Origin of the sequence: Bacillus sp. PK3_68 (assembly GCF_003600835.1) — a bacterium.
Classification (GTDB): domain Bacteria; phylum Bacillota; class Bacilli; order Bacillales; family Domibacillaceae; genus Pseudobacillus.
In genome coordinates, this window is the sequence record NZ_NQYC01000001.1 from 1585239 (window position 1) to 1602716 (window position 17478).

At 42.7% G+C, this 17478-nt stretch carries 13 protein-coding genes and 1 other annotated feature; of the genes, 6 read left to right on the top strand and 7 right to left on the bottom strand.

Annotated elements, in window-relative coordinates:
* Positions 1–96: 96 nt before the first annotated feature.
* Complete coding sequence (locus tag CJ483_RS08210) at positions 97–1716, bottom strand: putative polysaccharide biosynthesis protein (protein WP_120033905.1); 1620 nt, start codon at positions 1714–1716, stop codon at positions 97–99.
* Between the two features lie 185 nt (positions 1717–1901).
* On the opposite strand from CJ483_RS08210, the gene CJ483_RS08215 reads away from it, so the two are divergent.
* From CJ483_RS08215 to CJ483_RS08230, 4 genes are all read left to right on the top strand, one after another.
* On the top strand, positions 1902–2327 hold the full coding sequence (locus CJ483_RS08215) for a MarR family winged helix-turn-helix transcriptional regulator (protein ID WP_182916997.1): 426 nt from the start codon (positions 1902–1904) through the stop codon (positions 2325–2327).
* A gap of 66 nt (positions 2328–2393) precedes the next feature.
* On the top strand, positions 2394–3050 hold the full coding sequence (locus CJ483_RS08220) for an efflux RND transporter periplasmic adaptor subunit (RefSeq protein WP_120033909.1): 657 nt from the start codon (positions 2394–2396) through the stop codon (positions 3048–3050).
* Positions 3051–3063: 13 nt separating this feature from the next.
* Entirely contained in the window at positions 3064–4827 is a 1764-nt protein-coding gene (locus tag CJ483_RS08225; RefSeq protein WP_120033911.1) for a DHA2 family efflux MFS transporter permease subunit, read from the top strand.
* A gap of 97 nt (positions 4828–4924) precedes the next feature.
* On the top strand, positions 4925–6178 hold the full coding sequence (locus tag CJ483_RS08230; RefSeq protein WP_120033913.1) for a BaiN/RdsA family NAD(P)/FAD-dependent oxidoreductase: 1254 nt from the start codon (positions 4925–4927) through the stop codon (positions 6176–6178).
* A gap of 39 nt (positions 6179–6217) precedes the next feature.
* On the opposite strand, the gene CJ483_RS08235 is transcribed toward CJ483_RS08230, so the two are convergent.
* From CJ483_RS08235 to CJ483_RS08250, 4 genes are all read right to left on the bottom strand, one after another.
* Positions 6218–6373 (bottom strand): YpzG family protein, encoded by a 156-nt coding sequence (locus CJ483_RS08235; protein ID WP_120037870.1) that lies wholly within the window; start codon positions 6371–6373, stop codon positions 6218–6220.
* Positions 6374–6653: 280 nt separating this feature from the next.
* Complete coding sequence (locus CJ483_RS08240; protein WP_120033915.1) at positions 6654–6959, bottom strand: rhodanese-like domain-containing protein; 306 nt, start codon at positions 6957–6959, stop codon at positions 6654–6656.
* Positions 6960–6975: 16 nt separating this feature from the next.
* A complete protein-coding gene (leuS, locus tag CJ483_RS08245) occupies positions 6976–9387 on the bottom strand; it encodes a leucine--tRNA ligase (protein WP_120033917.1) in 2412 nt (803 codons plus the stop codon).
* A 45-nt stretch (positions 9388–9432) separates the two neighbouring features.
* Positions 9433–9652 (bottom strand) — a binding site (T-box leader).
* Positions 9653–9701: 49 nt separating this feature from the next.
* Positions 9702–10898: an MDR family MFS transporter gene (locus tag CJ483_RS08250; RefSeq protein ID WP_120033919.1), complete on the bottom strand. Its 1197-nt coding sequence runs from the start codon at positions 10896–10898 to the stop codon at positions 9702–9704.
* 161 nt (positions 10899–11059) lie between these two features.
* Here CJ483_RS08250 and mnmL point away from each other — a divergent pair, with 161 nt between their 5' ends.
* Positions 11060–12079: a tRNA modification radical SAM protein MnmL/YtqA gene (mnmL, locus tag CJ483_RS08255; RefSeq protein WP_120037872.1), complete on the top strand. Its 1020-nt coding sequence runs from the start codon at positions 11060–11062 to the stop codon at positions 12077–12079.
* A 290-nt stretch (positions 12080–12369) separates the two neighbouring features.
* Positions 12370–12897 (top strand): hypothetical protein, encoded by a 528-nt coding sequence (locus tag CJ483_RS08260; RefSeq protein ID WP_120037874.1) that lies wholly within the window; start codon positions 12370–12372, stop codon positions 12895–12897.
* A gap of 59 nt (positions 12898–12956) precedes the next feature.
* Here CJ483_RS08260 and CJ483_RS08265 read toward each other — a convergent pair whose 3' ends face one another.
* The gene (locus CJ483_RS08265; RefSeq protein ID WP_120033921.1) at positions 12957–13142 is read right to left on the bottom strand and encodes an H-type small acid-soluble spore protein; all 186 of its coding nucleotides are present in this window, start codon (positions 13140–13142) and stop codon (positions 12957–12959) included.
* Positions 13143–13457: 315 nt separating this feature from the next.
* A complete protein-coding gene (locus CJ483_RS08270) occupies positions 13458–17405 on the bottom strand; it encodes a tetratricopeptide repeat protein (RefSeq protein ID WP_120033923.1) in 3948 nt (1315 codons plus the stop codon).
* Positions 17406–17478 lie beyond the last annotated feature (73 nt).

Sequence of the window (17478 nt, forward strand, 5' to 3'; positions counted from 1 at the left end):
TGAATAAGCGAGTTCTTTTTCCACATTCCCCCTCCTTTCTTTCTCATTAGAAAAGCAGTCTCCTTCAAAAAAGAAGCCTGCTTTTCTAATCATTCATTAAGCTCTTACTCTTTTAAACTTATTTTTTATCCGGTCAAGTCTCGTTCCAAACAGTGCCGTTGCCAGTCCGGATCGGAAACTCAAGAAGAAATAAATCGCTGCACCAATCACCGCGCAGACGGCGATCAAAAGCGTGCTTTGTATTTTGCTGTCTGCATTGAACAGCGGGTGAAGAATAAAATAGACGATGTACACTGCAGCTGCCATAATTAAATTAAACACTGTGATTTGGCCAATCTTTCTTCCGATCGAACGAAGAGAGTAACCAGAATAATATCTAATAACGAGCAAGTTAATTATAATTGAAGCCCCATACCCAATCGCTGTCGCATAGATGGCGCCTTCTCCCTGGAACAGCTTAATTAGCGGCATGTTGAGCACCAGTTTCAACAAAATGCCAAACAGCAAGCTGAATACTGTAAACCGCTGCTCATTGATTCCTTGCAGAATAGCTGCTGTCACAGTGAATAAAGCAAACAAAATGGCAACCGGTGCATATACCCGTAAAATATCTGTGCCTAGGCTGCTATGTTCATAAAACGCTGTATAAAAAGGCTCCGCAAGCAGCATAATTCCAACAACAGCTGGAACAGTTAAATATAAAAGAACTTGGAATGTCTGATCGAGCTGCTTTTTAACTCTGTCAGGTTCCCCTGACACGAAAGAGCTTGTCACAAGCGGGACAAGTGTCATGGCAAAAGCGGTTGCCAATGAAACGGGGATAATAACGATTTTCTGTGTGCTAAAGTTGACAATTCCGAACACAGTATCTGCGATTTTTGCCTGTCCGATTTCTGCCATTGCTCGGTTAAAGGTAATGGTATCCACAAGTTGGTAAAGCGGGATCGCAATGCCGACAAAAATAAACGGAATGGCATATACGACGATCTCACTATAAATATCAAAGAGCTTTACGTCTGCATGGCTTTTATCTTTTTCAAGCAGTTCATTTAAGTGGTTTTTCCGCTTCTTCCAATACCAAAACAGAACAAGCAAACCGAATAAAGCCCCGACAAATGCTGCGAATGTGGCCACACCAATTGCCTTTACAACCGTTCCATCTAACACATTTAAAACAATATAAGCACCGACAAGCAGAAAAATAATACGAGCAATTTGTTCAACTACCTGAGATACAGCTGACGGTCCCATTGATTGATGGCCTTGGAAAAATCCGCGCATTAGGCTCATGAACGGAACGATAATGAGGGCAAAACTGACGGCGCGAATGACATAAGCCACTTCTTCCGCCGTATAAATCTGTTCTTTATCAACGATCATAATACTAGCGAACCAAGGGGCACAAACATACATGATAAGAAACGCAAGGAATCCTGTTATAGACATAATCATAAGACCTGACTTAAACAACCGGCGCCCGATGGCATACTCACCAAGTGCATTATATTTAGCTATAAACTTAGATACGGCGAGCGGGACACCTGCAGTGGCTATACTGATAAAGATTGTATACGGCACGTAGCCATATTGATAAAGTGACGTCGCTTCTTTTCCAACAATTGAGTAAAATGGAATAACGTAGAACAATCCAAGGAACTTGGAAATAAATGTTCCCAATGTTAAAATGAATGTTCCTCTGATAAGCTTCGAAGACATAAAAATTCCCTTTCTATTCCGTTAAGATAAATACAAATGCTAAAAATCAGTTTACCTCTTTCCTAACGTTCAGGCAATTTATTAAACAAAAATTTCTTATTACTTCATAAAATAAATAGTTGACTTTGTTAAGTATTTTCTCTTAAAATAGTTGAGTGCAAAAGAGAGCCCTAAGGAGGATGATCATGGAGAACAATCGGCACACGAAAGAGAAAATGAATGAATTGGCTGCTGTCTTACGGACATCTTTCCGATCATTCAAACGTGAAATGTCGGTTTTTATTGGTGATAAGCTTACAAATAATGAGTACTCTGTTTTAAAATTACTCTCCTCTCCGGATGTAAAAACAGTCACCGAAATTTCAAGAGAGCTTGGTGTATCTGTCAGCCATATTACTAATTTAACGGATTCACTCGTTAAAAAGGAACTGATTATGCGCCAGCGTTCTGCAACAGATAGAAGGATTGTACAAATTTCCTTAACTGAAAAGGGCGCAAAACTCACTAATGAACTGAAAAAAAAGAATGCTCAGTTCTTATATGAAAAGTTCGGACAACTGACACCGGAAGAGCTTAACACATTCATTGAATTATTTAAGAAGATTCAATGATTTTTTGGGCAATAGTTAATAAAGTTAACTATTAATATTATGAATATTTAAAGGAGTTGTATGTAAATGAATGTAAGAAGAATCGTTCTCTTAAACGTTTTAACGATTGTTATTTTAATCGGCGGCGGTTTTCTCGGTTATTACTTTTTTACTCAGACGAACAATTATATAAAGACAGATAATGCAAAAATTGATGGCCAACAAATGGCGGTTGCTGCTCCAGCAGCTGGAAAGCTTGTCAGCTGGAATGGCGAGTTCGGAGAAAAATATAAAGCGGGCGAGAAGCTTGGTGAAGTAGAAACTCAATCTCCATCTGGAACTGGAACAATCAAAGTACCAGTGACTCTTCCACAAGATGGAACAATCGTTGAAGAAAAAGCTGTAAAGAACAGCATGACTGCTGCTGGAACACCACTTGCTTACGCTTATGATTTAAATAATCTGTGGATAACAGCGAATGTAGATGAAACAAAACTTGAAGATCTTTCTGTTGGTGAAAAAGTAGATATTTACGTAGATGCCTATCCAGACACTACTTTAACAGGAAAAGTGAAAAAAATTGGTCTTGCGACAGCCAATGTCTTCTCAATGCTGCCGTCAAGCAACTCTACAGCTAACTATACGAAAGTTACACAAGTCGTGCCGGTAACTATTTCCATTAATGATCAGAAGTCATTGGATATTGTACCTGGCATGAATGTTTCCGTTCGCATTCACAAATAAGGAGGAGGGATACATGGCATCAGCTTTTCTAATTGGTTACTTTATTTTAGCCGTTATTGTGGTAGCTTTTGTGAACAAGCGTCTGGCCGCAAAACGCAAGAAGACAGAACCTGATTTGCCTGTCGCAGGAAAAGAAATGCCGCAGCAATCAGCTATAGCTGTCCAGCAGGAAGATGCATCTCAGCAAACAGCAGTACCAGAGGACATTCAGCAAGAGGCCCAAGAAGAAACAAATGCTGAAGTAGCTGAAGAAATCTATTCCTCTTCAGAAGATGCACCACCAAAACGGGTTGGTCCCGTTCTTGCTGTGCTACTGTTTGGAATGTTTGTGGCCATTTTGAACCAGACGTTGATCAATGTCGCTCTGCCGGTTATGATGAGTGACTTTAACGTATCAACAAGTACGGCTCAATGGCTGATGACCGGCTTTATGCTTGTCAATGGCATTATGATTCCAATTAGTGCCTTTTTGATCTTAAAGTACGGTTTTCGAAAATTATTTATTTTGTCGATGATTTCTTTTACAGTTGGGTCTATCATTTGCGCCGTCTCCGGCACATTCACTATTATGATGGTCGGACGTGTAATCCAAGCGATCGGTGCAGGTGTGCTCATGCCACTCGGAACAAATGTCTTCATGACACTCTTTCCACCTGAGAAACGTGGAGCTGCCATGGGAACAATGGGGATTGCAATGATTCTTGCTCCTGCAATTGGCCCGACACTTACTGGCTGGGTCATCCAGCATTACGAATGGAACGTGATGTTTTATGGCATGTTCATTCTTGGTGTAATTGATATTTTACTGGCCATTCGCCTGTTCCATCTTAAGAGTGAAACGGTTGATTTGAAGCTCGATGTGTTCAGCCTCATTACTTCTTCTATCGGATTTGGCGGGTTGCTATATGGCTTTAGTGAAGCTGGCAACAATGGATGGGACAGTGCAGAAGTTATCCTATCCCTTATCATTGGAATTATCTCTCTCGCCGTTTTCGTTTGGAAGCAACTTGTTTCGGAAACACCGATGCTTAACATGAATGTATTTAAATTCAATATGTTTACCTTTACGCTTATCATCAACTCAATTATTACGATGGCACTATTCGGCGGTATGCTTTTGTTGCCTATTTACCTACAAAACATCCGTGGCTTTACTCCGATGGAATCCGGGCTTCTCTTGCTTCCTGGAGCATTGATCATGGGTCTAATGGGGCCGATCGCAGGAAAGTTGTTCGATAAATACGGCGTTCGTTGGCTCGCTGTTATTGGTCTGGCCATTACAACCTACGGGACGTTCGAATTTACGCACCTAACATCTGATACCCCGTATCGCAGCATCCTGATGATTTATATTTTGCGCTCCTTCGGGATGTCGCTCATTATGATGCCGATTATGACGGCTGGTATGAATGTGTTGCCGATGAAACTGATCGCTCATGGTACAGCCATGTCCAATACAATCCGTCAGGTGGCTGGCTCGATTGGCACAGCCTTCCTCGTTACCATTATGACGAGACAAAGCACCTTTCACATGGCGGATTACGAAAACCAAGTAACAACAACAAATTCTTTTATTCAGGATAAAATCAATTCGTTAAGTCAAGCATTTGGCGGTGGAGAATCCGGACATATGATGTCAATCATGTCGCTCTACAGCGAAGGAATGAAATTGTCCACCATTAAAGGTATTAATGATGCGTTTGTTGTGGCGACAATTTTAGCCGCTATCGCATTCATACTCTCTTTCTTCCTTCCTTCGAAGAAGAAAGCAGCCTAAGAGAACCCTTTAGGGTTCTCTTTTTTTCTATTCATTGACAACCGATGAATAAATCAACTACTATGAAAAGAATTGCTTAAGAAAGAAGGGATTCCATATGGACTATGATGTAATTATTATCGGTGGCGGTCCTTCCGGTTTAATGGCAGCCATTGCAGCCGGTGAGCAAAAAGCGCGTGTATTGCTTGTTGATAAAGGCAGCAAGCTCGGCCGAAAGCTTGCTATATCAGGTGGCGGCCGCTGTAATGTAACCAACCGCCTACCGGTTGATGAAATCATTAAGCATATCCCGGGAAATGGTCGTTTTCTATATAGCGCTTTCTCTGTTTTTAACAATGAAGATATCATTCGTTTTTTTGAAGACCTCGGTATTGCCCTAAAAGAGGAAGATCACGGGCGCATGTTTCCAGTAAGCAATAAAGCGCAGTCAGTCGTTGACGCACTTCTTAATAGGATGAAAGAGCTCAACGTTGAAACACGTGTGAACACGGCCGTGGCCGATCTGCTATTTGAAAATGGCCGTACAGCCGGAGTCATTTTCCGCGACGGCCAAACCATCCGCAGCCACTCTGTCGTTATTGCTGCAGGCGGCAGTTCTGTTCCACAAACTGGTTCAACAGGCGATGCTTATCCGTGGGCTGAAAAAGCGGGCCACACAGTAACAGAGCTCTATCCGACAGAGGTGCCGGTCACTTCGGAGGAACCATTTATTAAAGAGAAAAAACTACAAGGACTTTCTCTTCGCGATGTAGCTGTAAGCGTTCTGAACCCTAAGGGCAAGCCAATCATTACTCACCGCATGGATATGATTTTTACCCACTTCGGCATATCTGGTCCCGCAGTGCTGCGCTGCAGCCAATTTGTCGTTAAAGCGCTCAAGAAAAGCAAAACAGGTGAAGTATTCATGGCGATCGACAGCCTGCCTGACAAAAATGAAGAAAAGCTTTTTCAAGAGGTGCGCCAACAGCTCGCTGATCATCCAAAAAAAGCGGTGAAAAATAGTTTAAAAGGGTTGCTTCCTGAGCGCTACTTGCTGTTTTTACTGGAAGAGGCGGAGATCCATGAGGAAACACCAGGAAACGGTATTAGCACCGAGAAAATCCGCCAGTTTGCGCACTTGTGCAAGCAGTTTCGTTTTGCTGTCAACGGGACCCTGCCACTGGAGAAAGCCTTTGTCACCGGCGGTGGTGTTTCTATTAAAGAAGTGGACCCAAAAACAATGGCTTCTAAAAAAATGCCCGGCTTATTTTTTTGCGGTGAAGTACTCGACATCCATGGTTATACAGGCGGCTACAATATTACCTCCGCACTTATTACTGGTCGGCTGGCTGGCTCAAATGCTGCCCAGTGAAAAAAGCAGAGGACATTTTCCTCTGCTTTTTTCTTTACATCAACAAAACCGATTTTCGTTTGAGACGCTTTGGTTAATGCGTGTCCGCCGGGATACTTCCGTATGACCATTCACCTGCGAGTTTGTACGCTTCGGTCTCGTCCAATTGTGGTGAAACTTTTGAGAAGTCGGATCAAGCCAATCTTTTCTGCTCATCATTTTCACCTCACCGGAAATTTGTGAAAGGATATTCAACTGCTGAATATCCTTTTTAGCTTGTGTTAAAAGCAGGGAAGTATGTTTTTCTTGTTTACTTTTTTAATGGCAGCCTAATTGTTGATATTCCGTGCATAAGTGATGATACCAGCTCTGCATGCCCGATATCCCTGCCTGATTCAGGATATGTTCACTTTGATTCCAGTTAGGCCTTTCTCCTTCTCAATTTCTCCAATAAAAAAGCTGCTCCCCTTCTGATGAAGGGGAACAGCTAAGCACATTATTTTGTTTCGCCGGTCCATTCAAGCATGCCGCCTGCCATATTACGGACTTTAAAACCTTGATCGCGCATATAATAGCAGACATTTTCACTGCGTCGGCCCGAGCGGCAGACAAAAATATATTCCTTCTCTTTATCAAATTGATCTAAGTGATTCGGGATGGTTCCCATTACAATGTGTTTAGCCTGCGGAATTTTACCGCCTGCCACTTCCTCATCTTCCCGTACATCCACAATTTCCAACTTTTCACCGTTGGCTAATTTTTGTTTAAGTTCTTCAGGTGTAATTTCTGGAATTGGCTCCATCTGTACCATCCTCTCTTTAGTTTGCTACGATGTTAACAAGTTTGCCCGGCACTGCGATGACTTTACGCACTGTTTTTCCGGCAATCTGCTCTTGCACCTTTTCATCGTTCATTGCAATTTGTTCCATCTCTTCTCTCGTTGCTTCCTTGGAAATCATTAATTTTGCTTTCATTTTGCCGTTTACCTGAACGACAATTTCCACTTCGTCGTCAACAAGCTTAGACTCGTCATATGTTGGCCATTGCTCATAACTGATTGTACCTTCATGGCCAAGCTTTTCCCACATTTCTTCTGCCAGATGCGGCGCAACCGGAGCAAGCAATTTAACAAAGCCTTCTACGTATTCTTTTGGAATAGCTGTTGCTTTATAACCCTCGTTAATGAATACCATCATTTGGGAAATAGCCGTATTAAAGCGTAAATGCTCATAATCCTCTGTCACTTTCTTCACTGTTTGATGATACACTTTTTCAAGCTCATTGCCTGAGTCTGTAATTTTCTCACTCAATTCGCCAGTCTCCTGAATGAACAAGCGCCAAATGCGGTCAAGGAAGCGGCGGGCACCGTCAAGTCCCGTTGTAGACCAGGCAATGGAAGCATCAAGCGGCCCCATAAACATTTCATACAGGCGAAGTGTGTCGGCCCCGTGGCTTTCCACGATCTCATCCGGATTCACGACATTTCCTTTCGATTTACTCATTTTTTCATTGTTTTCTCCAAGAATCATTCCTTGGTTAAACAGCTTTTGGAATGGCTCTTTCGTATGAACCACACCGAGATCATACAAAACTTTATGCCAGAAGCGGGCGTATAATAAGTGAAGCACAGCATGCTCTGCTCCTCCAATATAAATATCGACCGGAAGCCATTCTTTTAATTTCTCTTCAGAAGCGAGCGCCTCGCTGTTACGAGGGTCGATAAAGCGCAAATAATACCAGCAGCTTCCCGCCCATTGCGGCATTGTATTTGTTTCACGCCGGCCTTTTTTGCCCGTCTCTGGATCAATGACATTAACCCAATCATCAATATTAGCAAGCGGAGATTCACCTGTTCCACTCGGCTTAATTTCTGTTGTTACAGGAAGCATAAGCGGCAATTCTTCTTCCGGAACAGTGCTCATGGTACCGTCTTCCCAATGGATAATTGGGATTGGTTCTCCCCAATAACGCTGGCGGCTAAACAGCCAGTCACGAAGACGGTATGTTACTTTCTTCGTACCAATGCCTTTCTCTTCAAGCCATTCAATCATTTTCTGAATCGCTTCTTCTTTATTGAATCCGTTTAAAAAGTCGGAGTTTACATGTTCACCATCGCCAGTATAAGCTGCTTTTTCAACGTCTCCGCCGGCTACTACTTCCTTAATCGGCAAATCGAATGCTTGAGCGAACTCATAATCACGCTCATCGTGTGCTGGCACGGCCATAATGGCTCCAGTTCCGTAGCTCATTAATACGTAATCAGCAATCCAGATCGGCATCTTTTCTCCATTTGCCGGATTGATTGCATAAGCACCAGTGAAAACACCAGTTTTCTCTTTGGCAAGATCCGTGCGCTCCAGGTCACTTTTCGCTTTAATTTTATCTAAATAGCCAGCCACTGCCTCTTTTTGTTCATCTGTAGTAATTTTAGCCACAAATGGATGCTCCGGCGCTAAAACCGCATATGTTGCTCCAAAAAGTGTATCTGGTCGCGTTGTGAACACAGTAAATGTTTCATCATGACCATCAATAGCAAATGTCACTTCTGCTCCCTCGGAACGGCCGATCCAATTGCGCTGCATGTCTTTAATGCTTTCCGGCCAGTCAAGCTCCTCTAAATCTTCGAGCAAACGATCAGCATAGGCTGTAATTTTCAACATCCATTGCTTCATCGGACGACGTTCAACAGGATGGCCTCCCCGTTCACTCTTGCCATCAATGACTTCTTCATTGGCAAGCACAGTACCGAGAGCCGGACACCAGTTCACCGCTACTTCATCAATATAAGCGAGGCCTTTTTTATAAAGCTGCAGGAAAATCCATTGCGTCCATTTATAATATTCCGGGTCTGTCGTATTAATTTCCCGGTCCCAATCATAAGAGAAGCCAAGCGATTTAATTTGGCGGCGGAAGTTATTAATGTTCTGTTCAGTAAATTCTGCCGGGTCATTTCCTGTATCCAATGCATACTGTTCCGCTGGCAGTCCAAACGCATCCCATCCCATTGGATGAAGAACGTTATACCCTTGCATCCGCTTCATGCGTGATAGGATATCTGTTGCTGTGTAGCCTTCCGGGTGGCCGACATGAAGGCCAGCCCCTGATGGATAAGGAAACATATCAAGCGCGTAAAATTTTGACTGTCCTCTTTGTTCCTGTGTTTTGAATGTTTTATTTTCTTCCCAATATTGCTGCCATTTCTTTTCAACCTTTTGATGATCGAAACTCATCTGTAACACCCTTCCATGTTGAATATTAAAAAACTCCCGTCCCATAATTGGGACGAGAGTATATTTCCCGCGGTACCACCCAGATTAGTGCCTTCATTTGGCACTCTGCTTGACGTCTTTAACGCAGATCGGCGGCAGGCACTACTGTTTATGGTTCGCACCTGCGATTCCAAGGCGAGTTCATGGTATTCCGGACTGGCTTGCACCTCCCGCCAGCTCTCTAATTCCGAAAATCGTCACTACTATTCCTCATCATCATCTTTTACTTATTCAATCTACGACTATTTTAGACAAAATTGCCCACAGTTGCAAGCTTAAAGAGAAGATATGGAAGGAGATGGTACTTCTTTTTTCTTTTTTAATGGCCGATCGTAAATCATTGTTAATCCCATGCTAATAAGCAAGAAAGCCATCAGAGTGATAAATAGTATCGGCATGCCGTATAGATCCACGAGAATCCCGCCGAGCACCGGTCCAAACATCCGTCCGGCTGTTGCGGTGCTATTTACGATTCCCTGGTAAAACCCTTCTCTGCCTTTTGGTGATAATTGGCTGGCTACGGTCGGCACCGCCGGCCAGACAAACATTTCACCGATAGTTAAGATAAGCATAGCGGCGAGAAACCCTCTAAAGTCGCTTGCAAAAGCGGTAATAGCAAATGATCCCATGAAAATAAGAATTCCAATCATAATTTGCTTTTTTAAATTATCCTGAAAAGCCCGAACAAAAAAGTTAACGAGCGGCTGGCCAAATACGATTAACAAGCCATTAACTGTCCATAGAAAACTATATTCTTTCAGGCTGATATTTATTTCTTGTGTATAGTTTGCGATAGTCGACTGCCATTGAACATAGCCAACCCAGCAAAGCATATAAGCTGTACATAGTATGAAAAGTGCCGTCAGCTTGCTGCGGTTCTTCACTTTGCCATTTTCCGCAATGACATTTGTTTGTACTCCGGTCACATTGGCCATTTGGCGATAACCAAAAGCGGCTATGAGAAAGAAAACAATAAACATAGCCAAGTTGGCCGCAAAGATATAATTAAAGGAGAAAGAAGCAACAAAACCACCCATTGCAGAACCTAGCGCCACCCCGGCGTTTTGCGAAATATACACAGCATTAAATGCCCGGCGTCCTCCTTTTGGCCAAACCGCACCAACAAGCGCGTAGACAGCCGGAAAGATCGCTCCTGATCCGAAGCCGACAATCGTTAAAAAGATAACATAATGGGGCCAGTCATGCCACATTGTCATGCCAGCCATCGCAATCAAATTTAAGCCTGCCCCAAGTAAAATCGTTCTGTAACCACCAAGACGGTCAAATAACGCCCCACCGAGCAAATTGCCCACAACGGTAGCCCCAGCATTTAACATTAAAACAATCCCTGCTATCGACAAGGATTTTCCTAATTCACCATGTATGTAAATGGTATTGAGAGGCCATAAGAACGAAGCACCTGTCACATTAATCACCATGCCGATCACTAACAACCAAACTGCTTTTGGCATACTGTATCCCCTCCTGTTTTATTTAATTATTTCGAGTTCCAAAATAGTATTGTAGATCGCCAAGCCAAATTTTTCAAGCCGTTTTCTGAACTTAAAATTCTGACTAATCTTCCACGGATGAAGCTCGCTTTCTATTGCTTATTCATGATAAAATTTCCTTTATGCTGCAGCATTTGCCCAGCTTGAAAGAGAGGGTGAGTTTAATAAAGATGAATCCATTTCCTTACGCAAGTGACAATAAGCGCTATCATACATGGAATTATCATTTACGCAATCATTTTGGACATAAAGTATTCAAAGTTGCGCTGGACGGAGGGTTTGACTGCCCAAATCGTGATGGAACAGTCGCATTCGGCGGCTGCACCTTTTGCAGTGCCGCCGGGTCGGGTGATTTTGCCGGCAGCCGGTCTGACAGTCTGGAGAAACAGTTTCACGATATTAAAGGAAAAATGCATCAAAAATGGAAGAACGGCAAATACATGGCCTATTTTCAGGCATATACAAACACTCATGCTCCCGTAGAAGTGCTTCGCGAGAAATATGAAACTGTTCTTAGCCAGGAGGGTGTCGTCGGTTTATCGATCGCTACACGCCCGGATTGTCTTCCGGATGAAGTAGTCGAATATTTAGCTGAACTAAATAAGCGCACTTACTTATGGGTGGAACTCGGTTTGCAAACTGTTCATGAAAAGACGGCACAACTTATTAACCGGGCACACGACTTTTCTACTTATGTAGAGGGGGTAGAGAAATTGCGTAAGCATGATATCCGCATCTGTTCCCATATTATTAACGGCCTCCCTCTTGAGACACCCGAGATGATGATGGAAACAGCGGAGACAGTTGCCCGCCTTGATGTTCAAGGAATTAAAATTCATTTGCTCCATTTGTTAAAAGGCACACCAATGGTGAAGCAATATGAGAAAGGGCTGCTTGAGTTTTTATCTCTTGAAGACTATGTGAATCTCGTATGTGATCAGCTCGAAATCTTGCCGCCGGAAATGATTATTCATCGCATTACTGGCGATGGACCTATCAACTTAATGGTTGGCCCAATGTGGAGTGTCGATAAATGGACCGTGCTCAATGCCATTGATGCTGAATTAAAACGGCGTAACAGCTTTCAGGGCGCACGACACCTCGAACTTTGCAAAAAAGATGAGAAACGGATTAATTATTAAAACTAGTGGATTTAAAATAAATGCTGGCTGTCGACTTTGTCGACAGCCATGTTTTTTTATAAGCTTAAATAGCTTTTTTAACGGCATTTAAAATATTGTACATTTGTACAAGAAAATTTTTTTATCTAGCATTTATAGTAATAGGGAGCTTATCCAGATGTTAACGAAGTACATGCCTAACAAACGCCAGCCTGCAAAACCTTTGAAATGTATGCACTCTCCTTAGATTTATCAAAAGAAGGAGGTCCAAAATGAGCTTTGATACAAATCTTGATGATTATAACGACGAAATGGAACGGGAGAAGAACGACGTCCAAAAGGTAGACGTTTTCATTGAAAGAGATGGAGAACGAATTGTTGCTAAGTCCTCTGTTCCTGAAACAACCAAAATTGTTATCGTTATTAATAATCAATTCACCAGCACACCAAATACTACGCAAATTGCGAGCGGGGCTGGAAGAAATAGCACAGCAGGAAATAATGCCGCGATTGATTCGTCAAACACCGAACAACAGCAAAGTGTGGGAGCGGAAGGAGAAGCCAAAAACTTCGGCCTAAACGGCGATCAGCAAGAGCCGCATGAAAAACATGGAAGCTGGAAAGATGATGAGGAAGGAATTGTCATTGTTATCAACAATCAGATCAATCGATCCGAAGAAACAGCAGGAGCGACTCAGGTGGCAAGCGGCAGTGGAACAGACAGCGCCGCTGGAACAAATGCAGCCGTCGCGAGCTCTAATACGAAACAGCAGCACGCTGTCGGCGGAGACGGCATTGCAGTCAACGATGGCGAGAATGGCGACCAAGAGGAAGTCTAATGCCAAGCTTTAGTAAGAAAGAAAACCCGCTCTTTGTAGCCAAGAGCGGGTTTTCTTTCTTACTCCTTCTCCTCAGTTAAATCTTGAATGGCGACTCGTGTTCTTTCTTCCAATGGGCCTCTTAAATGAACAGTTGCCATTTTCTCCTCTTCATGCAGTTCGTCAATCCAAACGGAAACACCTTGGAATGTTACATCAATATCTGCAGATGAAGATACGATTTGTTTTGCTCGTTTTATATCCACATTACTTACCTCCTAAATGATTTCATGCGCTTATTTTTTGGAAGTAAGTAAATTTTATACCTCAAGCTATAAGGAGAATCCCTAATGATTCATTCTCCCTTATCCAATCAATAATGGCCCTATATTTTGACTCTCACCCAGCAGCATCCGTCGATCAGTCGAATTCTACGCGTATCCCGCCTTCGGGTATAGATGTTCCATTCTTTACAAGGGACATCCACTATACTTTGTGTCGTCTAATAGCTGGCCTCAATCAGGCAAGCTGTCTCAATCTTAAAATAAAAAACCGGCGCATTAGCAGCCGGTCTTTCTCTTCTATTTACTTATCAGTACTTTTAATGCCGGGTGCTCATCCGCCAACTCCCTAAGCTGGTCCATCACACGTTCCCGCATTTGTTCTGGTATTTGCTTTAGGCTCTTTTCTGCTTCCTCTTCCTGGTCAAGGTCAAGGCACGCAAGTATCCTTCCGACATAGCCTTCTATTTTGAAAGGGGCTTTTTTAATAAGTGCTTTATATTCTTTTAGGGCTGCCTTTGGTTCACCAAGGAAAAGAAACGAATCTGCGAGCATTTCCCGGACATCTGCATCAGCAGGATGCTTCTCCTTTAGCATAAGCAGATATTCCTGGGCCTCCTTAATATATTTGTCTTTTCCATTTTCTGTCCCATGTGCCAAAGCTGAAGCAGCTGCTTTAAAACAAAAATTGTCATCCTCATGGCGTTTTAAATATAATTTTAATACCTTTAATGCCTCGTCTGCTACCTCTCGCTCTAAGTAAAAAGAAGCCAGCTGGCTATAGTTCTCAGAGTTATCAGGATCTAACTCAATTGCCTTTTCATATAAAGCGATAATCACACTAATTAATCCAACCGTCTTCAAACCGCCAGCAATCTTCTTCCATATGCCGCTTTTCTCTTCCTCGAGCTTTTCTATATAAGGGACAAGTGCACTGCCGCTGTTTCTATATATAGCTGCTGCATCTTCTGAAGGTAGCTTCATGCTTTTGATCAACTTTTCAATTTTCAATAATTTTCTCGAACTGTACAGAGCTTTCATCCATGGGTCATACAAATGTTCATTGGTCGGTTCTTTTTGAATCAATGTTTTTATTAAGGCCAAGGCCTCTTTCTCCTGCCCGTTATCGGTATAAAGCTCCGCCAATTTTGCTCTCAAGTTTACAGCTTCTTCTTTCTCAAGTAAATGGATCGCTTCTCTCGTCTCCAATACTTCACTAAGGGCAGCCAAGCGCCATTCTTCATCGATTGTTCCTTGCAGATTGATCAAATGATTCTTTAATTTCTGCCGCTCGGCTGGAGAGGCCATCCACTCTGCAAGCTGCTTTATCTCGCATGCTTGCGGAATGGCTTCAAATACGCGAAATCGATACTTTTTCGCCTTCCCTATATCGTCCGCTTCTTCATATAAACCCGCCAACTCTTCATGGGCAGCAGTAAAATCAGGATCGATTTTGATGCACTCCAGCAAATGACGCTCGGCAAGCTCATGTTTCTCCAACGCTCGATACAGTTTTCCGAGGCGATAATGAGGAAAGGTGTTCTTTTTGTCAAGCTCTACCGCTTCCAACAAAAGCGATTCAGCTATAGAAAAGTTTTCCAGATCCTCCTGGAAAATCGCCTCATAACAATACAAATCACTTAACGGATACTGGGTTCGAAGCTTTTGCAAAAAAGTGAGCGCGCGGTGAATAAAAGGCGTATCTTCTACATATTCAACGTATAAAGAAACCTGTTCTCCTAATCCGCTGCCTTGTATTAATCCTGTTTCCATAAAACCAAGGCCAAGCTCCTTTTCCTTGTCTTTTTCAGCTTCTTCCATCATCATGGCGCCAGCTCTTACGTATATATCGGGGTTATCCGCAGGCTCAGCATAACAGCGAATAACATTTTCAGCCCGCTGCCAGTCCCCTTGCTTAATAATTGACTGTGCTTCGTATACTGCCGCAAGCAGTTCTCCATCACTGTCAAGCTGCACAGCCTGTTTATAAGCTTCCTCCGCATGGCTATACATCTCACGGCCCATGCGCGTATGACCGATATATAACCAAAGAATTCCTGTTTCTTCCGGCACCACTTCCTCTGTCCCTATTTGCAAATATGCTTCTGCCCGCTCCCACTTTTCTTCATTCATTCGAATTTCGGCAATGCGCAAATAAGGATAGGGTACTGCAGGATTCATCTCCATTGCACGCTTTAGCCACTTAATCGCTCGGCTATCCCCCATCTCCATATAGCAACGGCCAATTTCATATATATAATAATGATCCTGTGGATAATCTTCAGACAGCTTTTTAAACTCAGCCATCGCCTCTTGAACTGCTTCCGACTCCAATAACATAAGTGCGTATGTTGAGCGAATAAATTCATCTGTTTGCGCTTGCTCAAGCGCTATAAGCGCCCATTGCTGTGCCAACTGAAACTGCGAGAACTCTGCATAACATCGCGCTAAGTAGGCATAAGCAGAAGGCTGAAAAGGATCTTTCTCAAGTGAACGCTTTAAATGAAAAATAGCTCTCTCTGTTTGATCGTTCTGATAATCTACGATTCCGAGAAGAAAATGGGCGTAAGCATTTTTTTGCTTGATATGATGCATGGCACGTTCGAATTCCTCGCCAGTTTGGTCATGCATATAATAAGAATGAGCAATGAGCAGCTGGATCTCCTCATCATCCTCACCAAATCGCTTTTTTACATTTTTAATCCACTTATTCAGAAATGGCTTAGCTTTTGGGTGCTGAATCATCGTCAAACCGATAATAGAAGAAAAAATTTCCTCGTCATTTTCTGTCAGATAAGCGAGAAAATCAGCAACGACTGCTTCCGCATTCTCCTCCATTTGTTCTAAATAGACAAATATTTTTTGAAAGAACTTATGAGTGCGCAGATCTAGCTGTTCAAGCATCTCTTTTTGTTCTCCCTGAACAAACACGAGCGAGAGCCGATCTTTTAATCGATAAGTGTGCGCAGCTTCTTCATAAGGAACAAGCAGTGTTTCCAGCTCGTTAGGATCTTGAACAAACAACACTCCAAGTCTGTCATCATACCCGGTAACAAGCTGAACATGTGACTGGTTTTCAATCAGCATATCGAGTACGATCGGACATCCGTTATCAATGAAATGCTTGTATAACTCGACCGTCCCTTTAAAAAATGCAGAGGAGAAGCCTAAAGAAGCCATATAATCAATAGCTGTCATTAACTTGGAGCCAGTCACATCAAAAACGTGCTCGGCAACTTCATCCTGCGACACATTTTTTCCAGCTGTTTGCATCATCATTGAAAGGGTAGCCGGTACACAATAATTCAACTTTTGCCGAATTGGCTGAATCATGATTTGTTGATAAGCTTTATTCGGATCTATTGTCCGTTCACTAAATATTGTCTTTTCTAGCACTGTTTTGTGTGCGGCAATCCATTGTTTTAATTCATCCCACTTTTCCAGCTTGTAAAGCGCTTCGGCTTTTAAATAAATGAAATAATCCTTATTTTCATGAAAGGGATTTTTGTTATTTAAATAATCAGCATGATCAAGAATCGCTTGGAAGTCACCAGCCAGACGAAAGCTACGCATTTGTTCCAACTGAAATACAGGGCATTCTGGAAAGACCTCGGTTCCTTTTTGCAGCATGTGAAGTGCTGCTTCGTGATTTCCTTGCCTTGACAACAAATCTACATATACGAGCAAGCTGACGTCACCACGTTCGTGAAATGGCAGATCAAGCCCTTTTTTCACTATCTGTTCAGCTTGTTCCCAATTATTCGTTTCTAAATAGAAATCCGCTAGCTGATCGGGCGACAACAAAGTGCCTGACTCTTCAATGAGACGTATATAATCGGCCGCTTCCCGGTAGCGGTGCAATTGGCAAAGTGCTTTGACAAGCAAAAGCCAAGCCGCTTTTTTTTCTTCGAGCGTCAAGGAATCGACGCCTTCATCAAACAAGCGCTGTTTCATCTTTGCCTCCGCCTCTAGACTCTTTCCTTGTTCAAGCAGGCTATAACAATACCAAGAAAATGTGCGGACAGAGCGAAAGCGCTTGTTGGCAGCCGTTGCTAAAAAATTGCTGTATCGATACATTGCTCCGGCATCGGCCAGCCGGATCAAACGGTAATATTCATCTTCAGTTTCCACTTGTTCAAGCCACTCCTGCAAAGCATTATATGATTTAAGTGCCCAGAGCTGCTGAATTGTCTCTATCAAGTCCGAAACAGTTTTGACGTAAGGCGGCTTTGTGACTACTGTGTTCAAAAGGCAACGCCCTTTCTTTTTTTATTTTTCCACCACTATTATTCTAGTAATTATATGCATTATATCAGCAACC

Bases quoted from the DNA above. Each gene is read 5' to 3' on its own strand.
- CJ483_RS08210 (WP_120033905.1), bottom strand. From the start codon at position 1,716: ATGTCTTCGAAGCTTATCAGAGGAACATTCATTTTAACATTGGGAACA.
- CJ483_RS08215 (WP_182916997.1), top strand. From the start codon at position 1,902: ATGGAGAACAATCGGCACACGAAAGAGAAAATGAATGAATTGGCTGCT.
- CJ483_RS08220 (WP_120033909.1), top strand. From the start codon at position 2,394: ATGAATGTAAGAAGAATCGTTCTCTTAAACGTTTTAACGATTGTTATT.
- CJ483_RS08225 (WP_120033911.1), top strand. From the start codon at position 3,064: ATGGCATCAGCTTTTCTAATTGGTTACTTTATTTTAGCCGTTATTGTG.
- CJ483_RS08230 (WP_120033913.1), top strand. From the start codon at position 4,925: ATGGACTATGATGTAATTATTATCGGTGGCGGTCCTTCCGGTTTAATG.
- CJ483_RS08235 (WP_120037870.1), bottom strand. From the start codon at position 6,373: ATGAGCAGAAAAGATTGGCTTGATCCGACTTCTCAAAAGTTTCACCAC.
- CJ483_RS08240 (WP_120033915.1), bottom strand. From the start codon at position 6,959: ATGGAGCCAATTCCAGAAATTACACCTGAAGAACTTAAACAAAAATTA.
- leuS (WP_120033917.1), bottom strand. From the start codon at position 9,387: ATGAGTTTCGATCATCAAAAGGTTGAAAAGAAATGGCAGCAATATTGG.
- CJ483_RS08250 (WP_120033919.1), bottom strand. From the start codon at position 10,898: ATGCCAAAAGCAGTTTGGTTGTTAGTGATCGGCATGGTGATTAATGTG.
- mnmL (WP_120037872.1), top strand. From the start codon at position 11,060: ATGCTGCAGCATTTGCCCAGCTTGAAAGAGAGGGTGAGTTTAATAAAG.
- CJ483_RS08260 (WP_120037874.1), top strand. From the start codon at position 12,370: ATGGAACGGGAGAAGAACGACGTCCAAAAGGTAGACGTTTTCATTGAA.